General features: G+C 55.1%; 19 protein-coding genes and 3 tRNA genes. 9 read left to right on the forward strand and 13 right to left on the reverse strand.

Translation table 11 applies throughout. The features are described 5' to 3' along the window. The first annotated feature begins 3 nt into the window (after positions 1 to 3). The 3 genes from ACOI7D_RS15275 to ACOI7D_RS15285 all read left to right on the forward strand — a co-directional run bounded on the left by ACOI7D_RS15275 (position 4) and on the right by ACOI7D_RS15285 (position 3,171). The gene (locus tag ACOI7D_RS15275; RefSeq protein ID WP_065883273.1) at positions 4 to 1,065 is read left to right on the forward strand and encodes an SIS domain-containing protein; all 1,062 of its coding nucleotides are present in this window, start codon (positions 4 to 6) and stop codon (positions 1,063 to 1,065) included. Between the two features lie 17 nt (positions 1,066 to 1,082). Then, positions 1,083 to 2,093, forward strand: coding sequence for an SIS domain-containing protein (locus ACOI7D_RS15280; protein WP_032454785.1), 1,011 nt, complete (start codon positions 1,083 to 1,085; stop codon positions 2,091 to 2,093). 133 nt (positions 2,094 to 2,226) lie between these two features. Continuing rightward, a complete protein-coding gene (locus tag ACOI7D_RS15285) occupies positions 2,227 to 3,171 on the forward strand; it encodes an Rpn family recombination-promoting nuclease/putative transposase (RefSeq protein ID WP_072422418.1) in 945 nt (314 codons plus the stop codon). A gap of 54 nt (positions 3,172 to 3,225) precedes the next feature. Here the strand turns inward: ACOI7D_RS15285 and opgB are convergent, their stop codons facing one another. The 6 genes from opgB to ACOI7D_RS15315 form a co-directional block, all read right to left on the reverse strand. Beyond that, a complete protein-coding gene (gene opgB, locus ACOI7D_RS15290; protein WP_023291873.1) occupies positions 3,226 to 5,517 on the reverse strand; it encodes a phosphatidylglycerol--membrane-oligosaccharide glycerophosphotransferase in 2,292 nt (763 codons plus the stop codon). 257 nt (positions 5,518 to 5,774) lie between these two features. Then, a complete protein-coding gene (locus tag ACOI7D_RS15295) occupies positions 5,775 to 6,269 on the reverse strand; it encodes a DUF2501 domain-containing protein (RefSeq protein ID WP_023291874.1) in 495 nt (164 codons plus the stop codon). 65 nt (positions 6,270 to 6,334) lie between these two features. Beyond that, positions 6,335 to 7,072, reverse strand: a complete 738-nt coding sequence (gene dnaC, locus ACOI7D_RS15300) for a DNA replication protein DnaC (RefSeq protein WP_025999144.1) — start codon at positions 7,070 to 7,072, stop codon at positions 6,335 to 6,337. Between the two features lie 2 nt (positions 7,073 to 7,074). Next, complete coding sequence (gene dnaT / locus ACOI7D_RS15305; RefSeq protein ID WP_032454787.1) at positions 7,075 to 7,614, reverse strand: primosomal protein DnaT; 540 nt, start codon at positions 7,612 to 7,614, stop codon at positions 7,075 to 7,077. A gap of 102 nt (positions 7,615 to 7,716) precedes the next feature. Beyond that, positions 7,717 to 8,190, reverse strand: coding sequence for a threonine/serine exporter (locus tag ACOI7D_RS15310; protein ID WP_004886472.1), 474 nt, complete (start codon positions 8,188 to 8,190; stop codon positions 7,717 to 7,719). Beyond that, a complete protein-coding gene (locus ACOI7D_RS15315) occupies positions 8,181 to 8,957 on the reverse strand; it encodes a threonine/serine ThrE exporter family protein (protein ID WP_004886474.1) in 777 nt (258 codons plus the stop codon). Before ACOI7D_RS15315 ends, ACOI7D_RS15310 begins: the two co-directional genes overlap by 10 nt. A 280-nt stretch (positions 8,958 to 9,237) precedes the next feature. On the opposite strand from ACOI7D_RS15315, the gene pobA reads away from it, so the two are divergent. From pobA to bglJ, 4 genes are all read left to right on the forward strand, one after another. Further along, a complete protein-coding gene (gene pobA, locus ACOI7D_RS15320; RefSeq protein WP_109546675.1) occupies positions 9,238 to 10,422 on the forward strand; it encodes a 4-hydroxybenzoate 3-monooxygenase in 1,185 nt (394 codons plus the stop codon). Positions 10,423 to 10,438: 16 nt separating this feature from the next. Further along, entirely contained in the window at positions 10,439 to 11,320 is an 882-nt protein-coding gene (locus ACOI7D_RS15325; RefSeq protein ID WP_109546674.1) for a helix-turn-helix domain-containing protein, read from the forward strand. Positions 11,321 to 11,583: 263 nt separating this feature from the next. After that, positions 11,584 to 12,306, forward strand: a complete 723-nt coding sequence (locus tag ACOI7D_RS15330) for a helix-turn-helix transcriptional regulator (protein WP_044525327.1) — start codon at positions 11,584 to 11,586, stop codon at positions 12,304 to 12,306. Beyond that, on the forward strand, positions 12,267 to 12,941 hold the full coding sequence (bglJ, locus tag ACOI7D_RS15335; protein ID WP_032454790.1) for a DNA-binding transcriptional activator BglJ: 675 nt from the start codon (positions 12,267 to 12,269) through the stop codon (positions 12,939 to 12,941). Before ACOI7D_RS15330 ends, bglJ begins: the two co-directional genes overlap by 40 nt. A gap of 5 nt (positions 12,942 to 12,946) precedes the next feature. Here the strand turns inward: bglJ and ACOI7D_RS15340 are convergent, their stop codons facing one another. After that, the gene (locus ACOI7D_RS15340; RefSeq protein WP_023291881.1) at positions 12,947 to 13,405 is read right to left on the reverse strand and encodes a YbaK/EbsC family protein; all 459 of its coding nucleotides are present in this window, start codon (positions 13,403 to 13,405) and stop codon (positions 12,947 to 12,949) included. Between the two features lie 333 nt (positions 13,406 to 13,738). Here ACOI7D_RS15340 and ACOI7D_RS15345 point away from each other — a divergent pair, with 333 nt between their 5' ends. Next, complete coding sequence (locus tag ACOI7D_RS15345; RefSeq protein WP_002887650.1) at positions 13,739 to 15,082, forward strand: PTS cellobiose transporter subunit IIC; 1,344 nt, start codon at positions 13,739 to 13,741, stop codon at positions 15,080 to 15,082. A 50-nt stretch (positions 15,083 to 15,132) separates the two neighbouring features. Here ACOI7D_RS15345 and fhuF read toward each other — a convergent pair whose 3' ends face one another. The 3 genes from fhuF to ACOI7D_RS15360 form a co-directional block, all read right to left on the reverse strand. Next, the gene (gene fhuF / locus ACOI7D_RS15350; RefSeq protein ID WP_109546673.1) at positions 15,133 to 15,921 is read right to left on the reverse strand and encodes a siderophore-iron reductase FhuF; all 789 of its coding nucleotides are present in this window, start codon (positions 15,919 to 15,921) and stop codon (positions 15,133 to 15,135) included. Between the two features lie 106 nt (positions 15,922 to 16,027). Further along, the gene (locus tag ACOI7D_RS15355; protein WP_044525300.1) at positions 16,028 to 17,074 is read right to left on the reverse strand and encodes a GGDEF domain-containing protein; all 1,047 of its coding nucleotides are present in this window, start codon (positions 17,072 to 17,074) and stop codon (positions 16,028 to 16,030) included. A gap of 23 nt (positions 17,075 to 17,097) precedes the next feature. Continuing rightward, entirely contained in the window at positions 17,098 to 17,268 is a 171-nt protein-coding gene (locus ACOI7D_RS15360; protein WP_072096669.1) for a hypothetical protein, read from the reverse strand. A gap of 70 nt (positions 17,269 to 17,338) precedes the next feature. On the opposite strand from ACOI7D_RS15360, the gene ACOI7D_RS15365 reads away from it, so the two are divergent. Continuing rightward, on the forward strand, positions 17,339 to 17,578 hold the full coding sequence (locus ACOI7D_RS15365) for a DUF1435 domain-containing protein (protein WP_023291884.1): 240 nt from the start codon (positions 17,339 to 17,341) through the stop codon (positions 17,576 to 17,578). A gap of 21 nt (positions 17,579 to 17,599) precedes the next feature. Here the strand turns inward: ACOI7D_RS15365 and ACOI7D_RS15370 are convergent. The 3 genes from ACOI7D_RS15370 to ACOI7D_RS15380 form a co-directional block, all read right to left on the reverse strand. After that, positions 17,600 to 17,686, reverse strand: a tRNA-Leu gene (locus ACOI7D_RS15370). 30 nt (positions 17,687 to 17,716) lie between these two features. Further along, a tRNA-Leu gene (locus ACOI7D_RS15375) sits at positions 17,717 to 17,803 on the reverse strand. Between the two features lie 28 nt (positions 17,804 to 17,831). Then, positions 17,832 to 17,918, reverse strand: a tRNA-Leu gene (locus tag ACOI7D_RS15380). Positions 17,919 to 18,076 lie beyond the last annotated feature (158 nt).

An 18,076-nucleotide genomic window follows, 5' to 3' on the forward strand; every position in this document is an offset into this window, starting at 1 on the left:
GCTATGCGACCAACAATGATGACCTATATCAGCGAAGAGCCGGCCTGTCTGGCGCAGATCCTGCGCGACTACCGGCGCAAGCTGGCGGCGATTGAGACCTTCGCCCGCCAGCAGCCGGTGCGGCGTATTTTGCTGCTGGCGACCGGATCGTCGCTGAATGCCGCGCTTTGCGCGCGCTATTTCTTTGAACAACGTTTTGGCGTGCTGGTGGACATAAAAGAGCCGTACAACTTTACCCATTACGAAACTATCGACCCGCATACCGATCTGGTGGTGGCGATTTCCCAGAGCGGAAAAAGCGCGTCGACGCTGGAGGCGATGCGTAAGGTACAGGCCTCAGGACTGCCGGTATTTGCCCTGACCTCCGACCCGCAAAGCCCGACCGGGCGGGCCTGCGATGGCGTTCTGGATATCAATACCGGGATCGAGAGCGTAGGGTTTGTCACCCGCGGCTTTAGCGCGACAGTGCTCAATCTGCTGCTGATAGCGCTGATGATTGCTCGCAGCCAGGGGAAGGCCAGTGAAGCCGAGGAGCAGCACTATCTTGCCGAATTCCAGCGACTGGCGGCGGCGATCCCGGAGGTCATCGCCCGCACTTCGCGCTTTATCGACCGGCATAGCGAAACGCTGCGGAGCGGCGAGCGCTTTGTCGCCACCGGCTATGGCGCGCTGGTTGGCGTGGCGAAAGAGTTCGAAACCAAATTTACCGAGACGGTGCGGGTACCTTCCAGCGGCTTTGAGCTGGAAGCCTATATGCACGGCCCCTATCTGGAAGCCAATGCCCGCCATGTGATGCTGTTTATGGAGGACTCGCCGGACGCGCGAACCCGGGCGCTGCGCGACTATATGGCGCCGTCGATTGCCCAGGCCTTTACGCTGACGCTGGGGGACGAAGAGGATGAACAAACGCTGGCGCTTAACTGCCCGTGCGAGCATCACCTGGCGCCGCTGCTGCTGATTGTCCCAGTGCAGATGCTCGCCTGGCATACCGCCGGGCTAAAAGGCATCGATCTGGCGATACGTATTTTCGACGATTTTGACCGCGTATTAAAAAGTAAAATCTGATTATTCAGGAGAAAACTATGTTGGGTTTTAATCAGGACGAGTACCTGACCAGTGCTCGCGAGATCATCGCTGCGCGTAAACAGGCTGAAACCGTGGCCGACGCTATTTATGACAGCGGCTGCAGCGCGTTATTTTTCGCCTCGGTAGGCGGTTCTTTAGCTCCGATGATGGCAATTAATGAGTTTGCCAAAGAATTAACCAGCGTGCCGGTTTATCTTGAGCAGGCGGCGGAATTAATTCATCGCGGGCATAAAAAATTAAATAAAGATGCAGTGGTGGTGACGTTATCCAAATCCGGCGATACCAAAGAGTCGGTGGCCATTGCCGAATGGTGCAAGGCGCAGGGGATACGCGTGGTAGCCATTACCCGTCATGCCGATTCGCCATTGGCTGCCGCCGCCAGCTGGCATATTCCGATGTGCCACAAAAATGGCGTGGAATATGAATATATGCTGCTGTACTGGTTATTCTTCCGTGTCATTTATCGTCACGGCGAGTTTGCGGATTATGCGCGTTTTGCCAGCCAGCTCGAGTTGCTGCCGGAAAATCTTCTGCAGGCCAAACGCCAGTTCGATCCCCAGGCGGACAGCATTGCCGCGCAGTACCATGACAGCGACTATATGATGTGGATTGGCGGCGCGGAAATGTGGGGTGAGGTCTACCTGTTCTCGATGTGTATTCTCGAAGAGATGCAGTGGAAGCGGACCAAGTCGGTAAGCTCGGCTGAATTTTTCCACGGCACTCTGGAGCTGCTGGAAAAAGAGGTCCCGCTGTTTCTGGTGAAGGGCGAGGGGAAATGTCGGGCGCTGGACGAGCGCGTCGAACGCTTTGCCGAAAAGATAACTGACCATCTGGTGGTGATCGACCCGCGCGACTATCCGCTGAACGGCATTGATGATGCGTTCCGCTGGATTATGGCGCCGTGCGTTGTGTCTACTCTGCTGGTGGACCGGCTGGCGGCCCACTTTGAGCACCATACCGGCCACGACCTGAATATCCGCCGTTATTATCGGCAGTTTGATTACTAAATCTTGCCTATGGCGGCCAGTCAGACTGGCCGCTCCGCTATTCTCCGAGGCGCTTCCCAGAAAATCATCGTCAAAACCAACCGGTTAAAAACCGGTGGTAGAGTCCGGCTTTCCTTCTCTTTCAGGCAAGCGGATGGCCATGAAAAAACGAATAACCGCCACGCCGCATGATGCGGTGTTTAAACGATTTCTTCGCCACCCGGAGACGGCGAATGATTTTCTCATGCTCTATCTTCCCGAAGCGATCCGCCAGCGGTGCGATTTCGCTACTCTGAGGCTGCAATCGGCGAGCTTTATCGATGAGGATCTACGCGCCTGGTATTCGGACGTGCTGTGGTCGGTGCAAACCACCTGCGGGGCGGGATATATTTACGTGGTGATAGAGCATCAGAGCTCGCCGGATAATCATATGGCTTTTCGTCTAATGCGCTATGCGATTGCCGCGATGCAGCGACACCTCGACGCCGGGCACAAAACGCTGCCGCTGGTGGTGCCGATGCTTTTTTATCATGGCGCAACCAGTCCGTATCCTTTTTCCCTCAACTGGCTGGATGAATTTGCCGACCCGCAGCTGGCGAAGAGGCTGTACGGCAGTCAGTTTCCATTGATCGACGTCACGGTCATGCCGGACGATGAAATCGTGCAGCATCGGCGGGTCGCCCTGCTGGAGCTGATGCAAAAGCATATTCGCCAGCGCGATCTCAGCGGCATAACGGAGTCGTTGGCGGCCGTGGTGATGCTGGGATACACTAACCCCCGGCAGTTGAGAATGCTGTTTCACTATATGCTGCAGTACGGTAACACGGCCGAGCCGGGCGTGTTTCTCCGCCGGCTGGCCCGCCGTCTGCCACAGTATGAGGAGACATTGATGTCTATCGCGCAAAAGCTTAAGCAGGAAGGTCGGCATGAGGGCCGACAGGAGGGGCGCCTGGAAGGGCGCCTTGAGGGCTTACAGGAAGGGAGCCGGCGTGAGGCGCTGCGCATTGCCGGCAGCATGTTACAGAATGGCCTCGACAAAGAGACGGTACAGAAAATTACCGGACTGTCGGCTGACGACCTCAAGCCGCTGTTTTGTTAACACCCTGCCACGGAAACCGTTGCCCGGCGCCAAAAACCGCCGGGCAAGGTGGCTTTAACCTTCGCTTTTCACCACTTTGATCTCCACCATACCGATCCCCAGCTGACGCGGGGAGTGGCCGAGGATATTGCCCTCGTTGGTAGACTGCGGGTCCGGCGGAGTGATGGTCAGCGTATTGCTGCGCGTTGGGTTGTCGAAATGCAGCGTCGTGGTGGTCACATCATTAACCAGTGTAAGTACTTGCTCACTTTGACCAACCCGCACCGGGATCGGCTTATTGGCATTGGGACCGTAGGCTTTGGCGGTGATCACCAGATCAAATTTCTCCGGCAGCGGCTCTTTATATTCAATCTTCACGTCGCTGCCCAGCTGGGCATTGGACCACCGACCCCAGGACTCGGGCCGCGAAATGCCGCTAAACTGTTTCACCTCTTCCGGCGCGCCGGCAACGTTAAACACGAAGCTGTCGGCCTTATAGCGAATATCGTTGTCGACAACTTTCAGCGTATCGACGTTGCCCTTATAGCGCTCCATATCGATAAGGGTGTCCCTGAAGGCGGTCTTACCTTGCCACTGTGGCTTATCAACGTGCTGGACCTTCTGCTCACCCCCCAGCTGTCCCTGCGAGACGCACCAGTCAGTGGAGAGCGCCAGCTCAGGAGACCACAGCTGGCCCATTTTATAGCAGCGATCGACCCACACGAAATTATCCCGCGGCGCGAAATCGGCCAGCTGGAAGCGCAGCGGCGCCGAGTATTCGCTCTCGGGCAGCGGTTCAACGCGCTGGTTCGACACCCGGAGCAGCAGCGGCAGACGGAAATGGCTGCCGGAGAAGGCGATCATGTTCTTCTGCGAGTCGATGGTGAAGTTTTTCATCTCTTTCGGGAAGTTCCACAGGCGGATCACGTCGGGTTTCCAGGCCAGGACCTTCTCTTTCATATTCATGAAAATACCGGAGAGCGACTGGCCAGAGAGACTGCTGCGCCCGAGGCCGATATAGTTATCGCCACCGAGAATATCCAGCACCGTCGCGCCGTTATCCATGGTGTTGCGTTTCACCGCCAGGGTCTCCTGCTGCGGCCGATCGCCGCGCAGGACAAAGAACAAATTGCTGCGATCGTGCTTGTTGAGGTAATCCCAGGCGCTGTTCTTCATGGCCAGGTGATCGGAAGAGACCACGATGACCGTGTTTTTGAAATAGGGAGAGGCTTTGATCTTCTCGATCAGCGCGGCGATATGTTCCTGGCTGCAGCTAACGGCGCTGAAGGAGAGGTTTTTCTTACCGTCCACGTCATAGCGTTTACGCTCGCAGGTACGCGAGATAAAGCCGTCGGGATGGTGAGTGTCCACCGTCAGGGCGAACAGTGAAAAGCGTTTTCCGGACTGCGACAGTTCTTCGAATTTTTTCCACGTCTCGTCGAGTACCGTGTCGTCATAGAAGCCCCAGTCGTTGCGGTAGGTTGGATCGGCTACCGTGGTTTTGAGCTCTTCCGCCCCGAACAGGTGATCGAAGCCGTGGGATTTGAGAAACACGTCTTTGCCGGCAAAGCGCAGGTTAGCTCCCTGCACAAAATAGTTTTCGTAACCGGAGTTTTTCAGGATATCGCCAAGGCAGATATTCTGCGGAAAGAAGCTGGAGACCGAGGCCGAAGCGTTGCCTTCAAACGGGGCAAACAGCGGAATGCCACACTGTGATGCGACCATGCCGGCGATGGTGTAATCGGTCCCCGGCAGCTGCATCGTATTGCTGAAATCAATGCCCTCATCTTTTATTCTGCCAAGCTCAGGGGTGAGGTTGGGGAAAGCATCGTTATCAAAATAGGTGCGCTCAAGGCTTTCGCCATAGATATAGACCAGATTCAGCTGCGGATTGTCGATACGCTTCGACGGTTCTTTGTAGTACGCCGCAAAGTCCGGATCTCCTTCCCGCGACTGCGATTTCACCAGCTCGCTGATTTGATGGAAGGCCGGGCTGGCGTCGACCGAGGCCAGCGCCAGCAGCAGCGCCGCCAGGCTGTAGCCGACGTGATGAGGATGATGTCGACGGCGGCGCAGCACCCACCCCAGGGCGCCAAAGACGGCAACCAGCGCGACGGCCACGCCGACGCCCGGCAGAATGTATTTGCCGATCCCGGCGCCGGTCAGGCTGTTGGTCAGAGTGTAGAGTACCGCGTCGTTGATGCCGTCGCCGGTAAAGTAGTCGCTGGCGTAGAGGGTGATATTCAGCACCACGAACAGACCTAACACCGTGAGCGTGGCGGCAAACCACCAGGTGTTACGACCCGCTTTCCAGGCATAAAGCACCACCGAAGCTAAAAATAAGGCGATGGATAACAACTCTGACACAGCTCATCCTCATTAACGCCAGTTATCGGCTGGCAGAACAGATTACTTTTCAAGCCACACTGTAATTGCAGCGCCATCTTGCTGCAATTCTAGCGTCATGAAAGTGTGCAGTTATTCAGAATTGGTTTAGAAGTTGCCTTTTTTGATCGGCGTCGCAACGGGCGGGGCGGGGAAGCGCAACGAGAAAAAGGCGAAAAAAGCCGTTTCAGGCCGCGCTGCCGTCGCGAAGGCGACAAACGCGGCATTGGCCCTCTGCGTCAGGAGAGAAAGTTAACGCCCTGTTTTAAGACCAGATCGCAGGCTTTGGTTTTCACCTGTTTCGCCAGCGAACTGTTGCCGAGGGTATTCAGGTCAAGCTGCTGGCCATTATTGCTGTTGAGCAGCCCCTGCAGGCCATCAAGATAGCTGGTGTCCTGTTTTTGTTTTTCCGGCGTGCTGAGCCCCAGCTTATCCAGCACCTGGTTTTTGACGTTATCAGCGCTGGTCGCCGAGGCGAGCTTCTGTTTGGCGCAATATGACATGATCCCGGCGGCGTTATTCATGCTGCTGGCGGTCAGCGACTGGCTGCTGCCGTTGAGCAGGCTGGTCAGAGAGGAGATGGACATTCCGCCGCCGCTGGCCTGGGTGCTGCTGCCGCTGAGCTGGCTGGCGGCGCTGTTGAGAGAATCCTGCCAGGAGGCGGCGTGGGCGCCGGAGAGGGTAAATGCGCTGAGGGTAAGCGCGGCAAGTAAGCCATTTTTTAACGATTTCATAGACGGACTCATAAGCGTGACTGAAGAATCGCTTTAGTATAACGCCGTCGTCGTCTGGAAATCTCTTAATACTCCTTGCCGGTGACGCGGTGCCGGTAACTTTCCCAGTTGAAGATAACCCACAGGCTGTTGCCCAGGCGCATACGGTCCATCACCCGTTCGCCGAGCAGCTTATTCATCTCTTCCATATTACTGTTGGTCAGCATACCGGTGGGCCGTTTGGATGAAGATCGGCGGTCAACGATCTGATTGATAATGACCTTTTCATAGCGAGACTCTGTCTGCATACCAATTTCATCAATGACCAGAAGATCGACCTTGCTGAGGTCGCTCAGTAACTGCTCTTCGCTCGTCTCCCGGTTGCCGAAAGTATCTTTCATCGCCGACATAATATCGGCCACGGTGATGATTAAGACCGACTTCCCGCGCAGCAGCAGTTCGTTGCAGATAGCCGCAGCGAGGTGGTTTTTGCCGGTGCCCGGTTTGCCGGAGAAGATAAAGCTGGCGATATTGCCATCGAACTCCTCCACGTACTGACGCGCGCGGGCGAGGGCGTTCATCTGCCCCTCGCACTCGACGCGATAGTTATCAAAGGAGCAGTTCTGATGAAGGGGGCGGATCCCCGAGCGGTTAAAGGTGCGCTGCATTTTCATCGCGCGGTTCTCCCGCTCCAGCGCTTCGGAACGCAGCTTGCCTTGCTCTTTTTGCCAGGCCAGCAGCTCTTCGCCGGTTTTAAACGCCGGTTCGATATGAGCCGGCATCATTTTCTGCAGGCGCTTCATCAGATCGCCAACGTTTTTCATGCTCATCCTCGGAAACCTCGCGGAATATGACTGTCGGGTTCGCTAACGCTGTTCACATCGCGCTTCGGCTGCCCGCCGTTGCTGGCGCGGCTGATTTGCACGCTGCGAGCCAGTTTCTGCTGCCACTGCACGTGGTGAAACACTTTACCTTCCGCCTGCCAGTAAGCGACGAAAGCGGCCAGCTCTTCCGGGGTGACCGGCTGGCTCAGCGCGATGCCCCACAGCGCGGCCAGACGCTGAAAGTCGGCGTCCGGCTGCCAGGCCGCATACATGGCAAATTTGCCCATCGGCACTGCAACCGGCGCCGCTGCGGGCTCGTCGAAAAACTGCGGGTCAAGCGCGATGTCGCTGCCGGGGCGCGCTAGCCTGGCTTCCAGCTCCAGCAGCTGCGCCAGCCGGGCTGGGGTCAGCGCATAGAACGCCGGGGCGTTGTTGGCAAAAACGGCGACGGTGCCGTCAGTCGATTTCGCCAGCAGCGCCGCGTGCTGCTGGAGGAACTCTTCCAGGCCGCTAAAATGGGAGGTTAAAATTCGCGAAGACATAACTCTATCTCAACTCTGAACTGCAAAGAGTGGGGTGATCTGCACATAGTAGCACAGAGCCCGTCGCGGAAGGAGCGTCGCGGCTCTGCCGCGACGCCGGGGTTAGACGCGAGGGCGCTTACGATACAGCCACAGACCGGGTATCGACAGGCCAATGGAGAGGGCGCCCACGATCGAAGAGGCCTTTAAAAAATTGCTCAGCAGCAAAATCATCATCTCTTCAGAATAGCCAAAATGGCTGATTTTTACCGCGGAGATCATCGCGGTGTAAGCGGAAATACCGGGAAACATCGGGATCACGGCGGCGACGGTAAAAATCTTCGGATGCGCCAGATACCAGCGCGACCACTGGATGCCGATGCAGCCCACCAGCAGGGCGGCGAGAAACGTGGCCCATTCAATGTTAAAACCAGCGCTCATCATGACCATGCGCGAACCATGGCCGATGGCTCCCAGCAGCGCGCACCAGCGCAGGGCGCGCTGCGGGACATTAAAGACCATCGCAAACCCGACGGCAGGGATCGCCGCCAGCAGCATGTCTTCCGCCAGCGCGAAAATAAACGAAATTATGCCCATCCCCGCAGCCCCCATACGGTCATTGCCATTACTACGCCAATGCAGGTGGCAAGGGTTAACAGGCTGGCGATCGCCCAGCGGGCGAGGCCAGTATTTATATGCCCTTTAAACATATCGGCGACGGCATTGATCAGCGGAAAGCCCGGGACCAGCAGCAGGACGCTGGCGGCCATGGCAATGGTCGGGGTGCTGGCAAAGGTCGGGAGGCGCAGTAGTAGCCCGGAGATCGTGGTGGCCACAAAGGCGGTGATGCAGAAGTTGATCTGCGGATGCATAGAACGGTGGGTCAGCACCTGGCGAATGTACATGGCCACCGTGCTGGCGCAGAAGCTGACCAGCGCTCCATCCCAGCCGCCGTTATTCAGTTTACAGAAACAAGCGCAGGAGAGGCCCACCATGATCACCAGCAACCAGCGGGGATAACGCAGGGGCCTAATCTGCGCGAAGCGCTTCTCGACGTCGCGATAGTCCAGCAGCTTATGCTCGGCGAGGATCACGATATGCTGCACTTCCGTCACCACATGCATATTAATGCCGCGGTCGACATTCTTACGCGTTGAGGTAAGACATTCGCCATCCTTAATGGTGGTCAGGACGATAGCGTTGGAGGAGATGGCGCTTTCGACGCTGTCCATCCCCAGCGCCAGCCCGAGACGCGTTGAAAGCTCTTCCACCAGCGCGCTTTCGGCGCCGTGCTGTAACAAAAAAAGACCACACTGGATGCATAATCGTGTGATTGCCCGCTGCTGTGCCCGATCAACCTGCATATTTCCTCTGCTGTCCGCGACGCCTGGTATCTGCCGATACTTTAACCTGAAGCGCCGGGGCGGCTGAGGGGGGTGGGATCAAATAATGTGCAAAAATCTCCCGTCCGCCGGGGTGGCGGAATTTGAAGCGTCCCACACTTTTGCCAGTTTGGTGAAAAGTGCAATTTTTGTCGCCATTCATCCCTTCTTTTTCCCGTCTGACTTATCAAAAATGCAGGAAAGCACTTTTATTAAACAAAAATTATACAAATAATTAACCCTGCAAAAGTGAGACAATCCTATGAAAACACAGGTCGCGATTATTGGCGCTGGCCCTTCCGGGCTGCTGCTGGGGCAGCTACTGCACAACGCCGGGATCCACACGGTCATTCTCGAGCGTCAAACGCCGCAGTATGTGCTGGGGCGCATCCGTGCGGGAATTCTGGAAAGCGGTACCGTCGATCTGCTCCGTGAAGCGGGCGTGGCGCAGCGGATGGATGTCGAAGGCCTGGTGCATCATGGGGTGGAGTTTCTCTTTGACGGCCAGCGGGTGCCCGTCTCACTGAGCGAGCTGACCGACGGCAAGAGCGTGATGGTTTACGGCCAGACTGAAGTGACCCGCGATCTGATGGCTGCCCGGACCGCCAGCGACGCGCCGATCGTGTACGGCGTCAGCGAAGTGACTATCCATGACGCAAAAAGCGACCGGCCGACGATCACCTATCTTAGCGAAGGTGAATTCTGCCGCCTGGAGTGTGACTTTATCGCCGGTTGCGACGGGTTCCATGGCGTGTCGCGGCAAAGTATTCCCGCTGACATCCTCAAGACTTACGAGAGCGTCTGGCCGTTCGGCTGGTTAGGCCTGCTGGCGGATACGCCGCCGGTCAATCCGGAGCTGATCTATGCGCATCATCAGCGGGGATTCGTTTTATGTAGTCAGCGCTCACTTACTCGCAGCCGCTACTATCTGCAGGTTCCGCTGAGCGATAAGGTGGAGGACTGGTCGGACGAACGCTTCTGGCAGGAGTTGAAATGCCGATTGCCGGAGGATCTGTCATCAAAGTTAGTGACTGGTCACTCACTTGAGAAAAGCATCGCTCCCTTGCGCAGCTTCGTCGTGGAGCCAATGCAATATGGGCGATTGTTCCTGGTGGGGGATGCCGCGCATATCGTACCGCCGACCGGCGCTAAAGGATTGAACCTGGCGGCATCGGACGTGAACTATCTGTGGCGGATCCTGCGTGAATACTACCATCACGGCCGGAGCGATCTGCTGGCGACCTATTCGCGACTGGCGCTGGATCGGGTCTGGAAAGGGGAACGCTTTAGCTGGTTCATGACCCGCCTGCTGCACGATTTCCCGCAGCAGAGCGAGTTCGACGCCAAAATGCAGGCGGCCGATCGCCGCTACTATCTGGGCTCGCGCGCCGGGCTGACCACTATCGCGGAAAACTACGTGGGCCTGCCCATGGAGCGTGTCGTCTGACTGAACAGGAGTCACTATGCCGCCCGTCCAAACTGTTCCGGTATTTAAGCTGTATGGCGAGGAGCGCGGCTGGCCGACGCCGGACCTGCTGCACTGCGAGTCGATTTTGCAGCGCAGCAGCCTGTATCAGTGGCATATTCGCGTCCACCAGCACGCCGAAATGGTCCAACTCCTCTATTTGCATAAAGGTCGGGCGGAGATCGAAATTGAAGGCGCCACCTCGGTGATGACGGAGTCCTGCATCCAGGTGGTGCCCGCCCTCTGCATTCATGGCTTTCATTTCTCACCCGGAACGCACGGATTTGTGCTCTCCCTGGCGCTGCCGCTGCTGAGCCGCTTTGAAAATCAGTTCGGCCGACCGCTGGATGTGCTTAGCGTTGCGCAGTGTCTGCCGGTGGGGCGTTCCCGGGGGCGTATGCATACGCTGTTTTCAGCGCTTCGCGAGGAGTACAGTGCCGATCATGATGCCCGGGAAATGATGCTTTATTCGCTGCTGGGGACGCTGCTGGCCTGGTTGAACCGGCAGTGCCGCCCCGCACCGCCCGCGGAAGATAAAGCGGAGCGAAAGCGCAGTATGATGCGTCATTTTTCCCGGCTTATTGAGAGCCACTACCGACAGCACCTCCCGCTGGCGGAGTATGCGAAGTTGATTGGGCTGTCGGTCACGCATTTAAACTATTTATGTCGCGAGTTCTATGGCTGTAGCGCCCTTGGGGTATTGCATCAGCGACTGATGCTTGAGGCGCGGCGTAATCTGCAATACACCCGCATGACGATAACGCAACTCTCTGATTATTTGGGCTTTAGCGACGCCGCCTATTTTTCTCGCTTTTTCCGCCGCTATAGCGGTATGTCGCCTAAAGCATTTAGAGAAGCAATTAAAGAGAATGCTTCATAATGTTCATGCCTGAAATTATTTTTGCTAAATAATGGTTTTATCTTTTCTAATTTATTAGCGCAGGGCGTCTGTGCTAATATTCATCGCAAGTATACACAGGAATAATATTTACTTGATATGACCACGGTTCGGTCATGCAGTATATCGTGTACGCGGGCCATGAATATGCTTTTAATATTCATCCAGTAAATGGTAGGGCGATCGAGTCACTCGCCGATCGTTTGCGGGCAAGCGAAGAAACTTCGACAGGAAGCGGAGGTGTTATGTTACCAGGACAAGGTAAGTTTGGCGTCGTTATTAGTAAAATCCCCGTCATGCAGTCAGGGTTAAAGGTGATCTTCAATGAGAACCTCCCGGATTACGAACTCAGTTTTTGTCGCACTCATGATGAGCTCACCCTTTTACAACTGCGGCGAGCGGTGCTGGTCGTTGCGGATATCTCCGGCGAGATTGCGCAACCCCGGGCCGTCTGCGAGCGTTATTACTCCCTCATGACCCAGTATCGAGATATTCACTGGGTTTTTATGGTCAGCGACAGCCTCTATCCATTAGCCGTTGAGCTTTTAATTCGTCCCGAAAGCTCGCTGATCTCCGAGAACGAGCCGGTTGACCGGCTGATTGAGGTGATTTGCGCCGGTAGCCGTGCGGCTGAGCAGATTAGCCGTACGTTGTTTACCGGGGATGTGGACAGCGATTTCGCTAGCTACCACTCAGCGGCGATGCTGACCCTGTCAGAGCGGAAAGTTCTGCGCCTTCTGGCGAAGGGATGGGGAATTAACCAGATCGCCGCGCTGTTGAAAAAGAGTAATAAGACGATTAGCGCGCAGAAAAATAGCGCAATGCGTCGTTTATCGCTACGCAGCAACGCTGAAATGTATGCCTGGATCAACAGTGCGCAGGGAATGCAAGAGCTGAATATCAATTCAGCTTACGGGGAACAAATGGAATGGAAAAAAATAGCACAACCCGTCATGTCGCCATCGTAGAAAAATGTGTGATGACGGAAATGGCCTGGCGCTATACCTTTAGCCGTGAAGAGAGCAGCCAATACCGCATTCATTTTTTTAAAAATATCAATTTGCTCAGGGCGGTGGAAACGTCGTTCCCATGGTCAGCAATCATCTTTTCACTTTCGGGGAGTCGTTCGTCCAGAGCCGAGAGCCTGCTTTTTCTTCACGAAATGGCGAGGATCCGACCGGAAGTACAAACGATTATTCTGGCTAATAATGAAAGCGAAATGCGTCTGATCGGCCATTTAATGCCGGCCTGCCTGCAGGGTATATTAAATAAATCCGCGCCGCGACGCGGATTGCAGGAGCATTTGTTACAGCTGCTGGATAATCATTCCCTTGCCGGCAAAGAGCACTTTTGCGGCAGAGAGGCATGCAACGATCCGCTAAGCCCGACGGAGCACGCCATTCTTCGGTATATGTCGTGGGGATATTCGCTTGCGGAAATTGCGGTGCAGCTGAACCGGAACATTAAAACCATCCGCGCGCATAAATTCAACGCCATGACCAAGCTCGGGGTTCGCTCTGACATTGGTTTATTAAACGCGGCGGATATCTTGCTGCATTTACCGATAAGCGGCCCGACCAGCGCCGTTAAACAGGTGGCATAACGCGGCTATATGCATACGTCTACCCATGTTGCATCGGTGAGCTGCGCCATTCGTTCCGGTTCAATGCGAACGGCGCTGTGAATGGCTCCCGCTGCGGGTAGCACCTCCTGATAGTGCCTGAGCGAGACGTCACAGAAGACGGCCAACGGATTTTCCAGACCAAACGGGCACACGCCGCCAACCGGATGGCCGGTCCAGGTTACCACCTCGTCGCTGCTCAACATACGCGCTTTAGCGCCAAAGGTCTCTTTCAGCTTTTTATTATCCAGCCGCGCATCGCCCCTGGCGACGATCAGTACAATCTTATCTTTGATCTTGAGCGACAGCGTTTTGGCTATTTGTCCCGGCTCAACGTTGTGCGCGGCAGCGGCAAGCGCCACAGTGGCGGTACTCTGGTTTAACTCAATAATTTCGATATCGGGGGCGTGTTCGGCAAAAAACTGCCGTACAGACTGCAGACTCATTGGATTCTCCTGATTTAAGGCTGGTTAAATCTGTCACAAGCCTGGCGGAGTGTAAATATCAGCGCGGACAATCCAGATTCTTTCTATTTTGTCGATCTCCTTCACATTCACCGTAACCGGTTACAGTAACCGGTTGCGGTTATCTGCATTGAGATGAATACTGGAACAGTCACTTCTCCTTTTATTTATAACAAAAGAGCCGTGTATGAATCGTTGTGTTATGGGCAGTATAGCCGGTAATCCACCCGCGGCCTGCTGCATCAATAAGCGGTCATCGTAACGGCAGGGTAATCGTTGTTGGGCCAGTATCAATAGCCTGTCAGGAGGGCTACTATGTCTGCTAACCATGCTGCGTTTAATTTGATATTTCGCTTTGTAGAAAATTACATAAGCCCCATAGCAGGGCGGATCTCATCGCAGCGTCACGTCATGGCTATCCGTGACGGTTTTATCTCCGCGATGCCGTTTATGATCGTCGGATCGTTCCTGCTGGTGTTTGCTTATCCTCCTTTCTCCCCGGATACCACCTGGGGTTTTGCCCGCGCCTGGCTGGATCTGGCAAAAGAGTTTGAGGGGCGCATTCTGACCCCCTTTGATATGACGATGGGGATCATGTCGATCTACATCTGCGCGGCAATCTCTTACAACCTCGGTAAGCACTACGAGAAATCCAATCAGCTCGATCCCTTTATGTGCGCGATGCTGTCGATCATGGCCTTTTTACTGATTGCCGCGCCGAAGACGAATGGCACGCTGCCGGTGGATAGCCTCGGCGGAACAGGGATCTTTACCGCCATTCTGGTGGCGATCTACTGTGTGGAGATGATGCGTTTTCTCAAGGCGCATAATATCGGTATCCGTCTACCGGATCAGGTCCCACCGATGATCAAAAATTCCTTTGATCTGTTGATCCCTGTGCTGGTGGTTGTGCTGACGCTCTATCCGCTGAGCCTGTTTATTCAGCACCATTTTGACATGCTGATCCCGCAGGCCATTATGGCAATTTTCAAACCGCTGGTTTCAGCAGCCGATTCCCTGCCGGCGATCCTGCTGGCGGTCCTCATCGGCCACCTGCTGTGGTTTGCCGGGATCCACGGTGCGGCGATCGTTTCCGGGATGCTGCAGATGTTCTGGCTGACCAACCTTGGTATGAACCAGCAGGCGCTGGCCCAGGGCGCGCCTCTGCCGCATATTTTTATGGAGGCGTTCTGGACCTTCTTTATCGTGGTCGGAGGTTCCGGTGCCACCATGGGGCTGGTGTTCTGCTATCTGCGCAGCCGCTCAGCGCATTTGCGCTCCATTGGGCGTTTAAGCGTGGTGCCAAGCCTGTTTAACATTAACGAGCCGGTCATCTTTGGGACGCCTATCGTCATGAACCCGGTGTTCTTTATTCCGTTCCTGCTGGCGCCGATGGTGAATGCGGTGTTGGCCTGGGCGGCAATGAAGCTGGATCTGATTGGCCGCGTCATCTCCGTGGTACCGTGGACGGCGCCGGCGCCGATTGGCGGTGCCTGGGCGCTGGGCTGGGATTTCCGGGCGGCGATTCTGGTCATCGTTCTGGCCTGCGTGTCGGCGATTATCTACTTCCCGTTCTTTAAGGTGTATGAGAAGCAGCTGCTTGCTCAGGAAGCGGAAGAGGCTGAACGGGCGGAGCAGGAGAGTCAGCAGACCGCATAAATAGTGACCGGGCGGCCACAGGCCGCCCGTTGCTTATTGTAGACAGGGCGTTATTTTAACGTGCAGTCGCCGCACTGTTGGACGTCCGGCAGGCGATAGCGCTGGCAGCAGGTGCGTCGGACTAACTGTCCTTCACGCAGCACAACCGTTCGCCATAGTGGGTTATCCTGACCATCGGCGAGTTGTTTTTCGAAGAAACAGTGCTGGCGCAGGGCGGCAAGCTGCTCATCCCCCAACAGCGCGCGCATTTCCCCAAGATACCAGTTAATCAGATAGCCAGTATTGCTCCAGATAAGTTTGCCATTGATCTCGCCCGTGGCTTCCAGCGCCTCAATAACCGGCTGCAGGGTGCGCATCACCAGGGCATCCATTCGCGACAGCGGTGACAGTCTCTCAATACCGGCATCGCTATGGACATCAATCCAGAAACAGGCCGCCCTGCCGCTTTCGTGAAATTCGACGTGGAAATGTTCCGGCGCCAGGCTGAGACCCTGTGGTTCATTGAGCAACGCCAGCATCAGCGGCGGCACCAGCAGACCGATATACCATTGCGCCCAGAGCGAGAGCAGAGGTTTTGCTTCCCGTGTCAGCGTTGGCTGATGACGATAGATATGATCGGAATAAGTGGCCAGCAGGGAGCGTAAGGCGGTGGGTCGCGACCACTCGGCAAGCGTCAAAGCGTGCCCTGGAGCGGATTCATCCAGGCGCAGGAAATCGAGCAGATGGGGGCGAAGGGTGGCGATTTTTTCCCGAATACTCTCCGCCAGGGCGCGCTCAGCCGTCGGCAAAGGGGCCCGCCAGATAAGTTCATCGCTGAGAGGAAGGGAACGCCAGGCCATTCGATTTCCAGATACAAATCTAAATGATAATGATTCCTGATATTAGTTGTTTGCAGGCGGCATGGCAAGAATTTTGTCGGCGCCACGATGCCGCGGCGCGCGCAGGTTAACTGGCCAGAATAATGTTACGGCCTTTATTCTTAGCGTCATAGAGTGCGCCGTCGGCGCGCGCCAGCGCTTGCTCAATATTGTCATCAATGAGCGGCGTCAGGCCAATACTGATGGTCACGTTGGTGGCGACGCTCTCATTAAACATATGCGGGATTTTCAGGTCATAGACCCGCTGCCGAATACGTTCGGCAGCCTGCCAGGCCGTTTCTTCGCTGCTGTTGGTCAGCAGCACCATAAACTCCTCTCCGCCAAAGCGGGCGACAATATCGCGCGAGCGTACGGCGTTGCGAATAGCAGCAGAGACGCGAATGAGCGCCTGGTCGCCCATCATATGACCATAGTGATCGTTATAGGCTTTGAAATGATCGATATCGAGGAGCAGCACGAAGTGGTTGTCGCCGTCCAGCGCCAGCAGGGTATCGAGGCGATTCTGCAGTCCGCGGCGGTTATACAAACCGGTCAGAGGATCCAGCATACTGAGATCGTTGAGGGTGTTGCGTTCCTGCATGAGTTTATCCATTAATCCTTGTGTGAAGGCATCGCTGCGCTTCTGGATAATATTTTGCAGGGTAATACCGGCAATAGGCAGCATAAAACAGTAAGTCATGCGCAACCATTGTTCCCCCTCCGCCATTATCAGGCAGGCAAGGAAAGTCGGTAAAGAGTGGAGGGTAAAGGCCGTGATATTATTGGAAAAAGCGATGGTGCCGATAAACAGAATGCTTAATAGGGCGATCACCAGATAGTTAAAATGCGGCGGTGTCAATAGCATCGCCTTTGTCACTACGTGCCATGCCCATAGCATGCCAAATAACAACGAGATAGCGGGAATATTTATTTTCGATTGCGGCCATTTCCAGTGCCAGAGCAGCAGCAACCCGCTGCAGGCCACGATCAGGGCGCAAGGCAGCGTAAAACGAACTACCGTAAATAGGGGGGTGACCAGCGACAGAGAGGATGAAATGAAATTAAGCAGTAAAAAAAGCCGTAAGGAATATTGATATTTTTGTGCGTAGTGTGCTCGCCAGGTTTGTGCAGTCATATCGGAAGAATCATTATTAGTCGTTAAATTTCAAAATGATGAAAGCCAAAAATGAAGAGTCTGATAACAATGTGCAAAAAAAGGTTATTTGCAAAATAAGAAAAATATTTAATATATATCGATAATCCGCTTAATTTATCACCTTCATGAATGTATGTCATTACCGCGAACGTAAAGAATAAGGCGCAGAGCACATCGCAAATGACAAATGATAAAAGTTATCATATGATATTGGTTATCATTATCGTTGTGAGAGGTGAAACCATGCTGCAGCGAGCATTAGGAAGCGGTTGGGGAGTCATCGTTCCCGGCGCGCTGATTGTCGCTCTCGGGTATGCCGGGGTGTCGGCTGACGTATGGCGGACGCTGGTCGCGGTGGGCATGCTGATGTCCGCGGCGATGATATGGCATCGTCAACTGCGCCATTTTATTCTGCTGCCATCGTGCGTTGCACTGGTTGGTGGAATAATGCTGATGCTTGTGGATATCAAACTGAGGGGATAACGCAGGGAGAGGGAAGAATATTGGTGCGAGGGGGGGGACTTGAACCCCCACGTCCGTAAGGACACTAACACCTGAAGCTAGCGCGTCTACCAATTCCGCCACCTTCGCACAGTATTCTTTCTTTAGATATTGCCTCGTTGGTGCGAGGGGGGGGACTTGAACCCCCACGTCCGTAAGGACACTAACACCTGAAGCTAGCGCGTCTACCAATTCCGCCACCTTCGCCCAGTGCGAGCAATATCTTCGTGGATTATGGTGCGAGGGGGGGGACTTGAACCCCCACGTCCGTAAGGACACTAACACCTGAAGCTAGCGCGTCTACCAATTCCGCCACCTTCGCATACCATCGACACTATGAAAGTATCGTTACCACGGAGGCGCATTCTAGTGGTTTTCGGCGACACGTCAATAGTTAATTATGCAGGTTGTATCGATTGCTGCAAAAATGGGCGGATTTGCCCGCAGGAAGCGCCAGCGGTACCAGAAACGGGCCGCCGG

Source organism: Klebsiella sp. C360 (assembly GCF_048822415.1).
Classification (GTDB): Bacteria; Pseudomonadota; Gammaproteobacteria; order Enterobacterales; family Enterobacteriaceae; genus Klebsiella; species Klebsiella quasipneumoniae.

Coding starts and splice junctions, on each gene's coding strand:
- ACOI7D_RS15325 (WP_109546674.1), top strand. CDS start 10,439: ATGCCGCCCGTCCAAACTGTTCCGGTATTTAAGCTGTATGGCGAGGAG.
- ACOI7D_RS15310 (WP_004886472.1), bottom strand. CDS start 8,190: ATGGGCATAATTTCGTTTATTTTCGCGCTGGCGGAAGACATGCTGCTG.
- ACOI7D_RS15295 (WP_023291874.1), bottom strand. CDS start 6,269: ATGAAATCGTTAAAAAATGGCTTACTTGCCGCGCTTACCCTCAGCGCA.
- fhuF (WP_109546673.1), bottom strand. CDS start 15,921: ATGGCCTGGCGTTCCCTTCCTCTCAGCGATGAACTTATCTGGCGGGCC.
- ACOI7D_RS15275 (WP_065883273.1), top strand. CDS start 4: ATGCGACCAACAATGATGACCTATATCAGCGAAGAGCCGGCCTGTCTG.
- ACOI7D_RS15280 (WP_032454785.1), top strand. CDS start 1,083: ATGTTGGGTTTTAATCAGGACGAGTACCTGACCAGTGCTCGCGAGATC.
- pobA (WP_109546675.1), top strand. CDS start 9,238: ATGAAAACACAGGTCGCGATTATTGGCGCTGGCCCTTCCGGGCTGCTG.
- dnaT (WP_032454787.1), bottom strand. CDS start 7,614: ATGTCTTCGCGAATTTTAACCTCCCATTTTAGCGGCCTGGAAGAGTTC.
- bglJ (WP_032454790.1), top strand. CDS start 12,267: ATGGAAAAAAATAGCACAACCCGTCATGTCGCCATCGTAGAAAAATGT.
- ACOI7D_RS15355 (WP_044525300.1), bottom strand. CDS start 17,074: ATGACTGCACAAACCTGGCGAGCACACTACGCACAAAAATATCAATAT.
- ACOI7D_RS15365 (WP_023291884.1), top strand. CDS start 17,339: ATGCTGCAGCGAGCATTAGGAAGCGGTTGGGGAGTCATCGTTCCCGGC.
- dnaC (WP_025999144.1), bottom strand. CDS start 7,072: ATGAAAAACGTTGGCGATCTGATGAAGCGCCTGCAGAAAATGATGCCG.
- ACOI7D_RS15345 (WP_002887650.1), top strand. CDS start 13,739: ATGTCTGCTAACCATGCTGCGTTTAATTTGATATTTCGCTTTGTAGAA.
- ACOI7D_RS15330 (WP_044525327.1), top strand. CDS start 11,584: ATGTTACCAGGACAAGGTAAGTTTGGCGTCGTTATTAGTAAAATCCCC.
- ACOI7D_RS15285 (WP_072422418.1), top strand. CDS start 2,227: ATGGCCATGAAAAAACGAATAACCGCCACGCCGCATGATGCGGTGTTT.
- ACOI7D_RS15340 (WP_023291881.1), bottom strand. CDS start 13,405: ATGAGTCTGCAGTCTGTACGGCAGTTTTTTGCCGAACACGCCCCCGAT.
- ACOI7D_RS15315 (WP_004886474.1), bottom strand. CDS start 8,957: ATGCAGGTTGATCGGGCACAGCAGCGGGCAATCACACGATTATGCATC.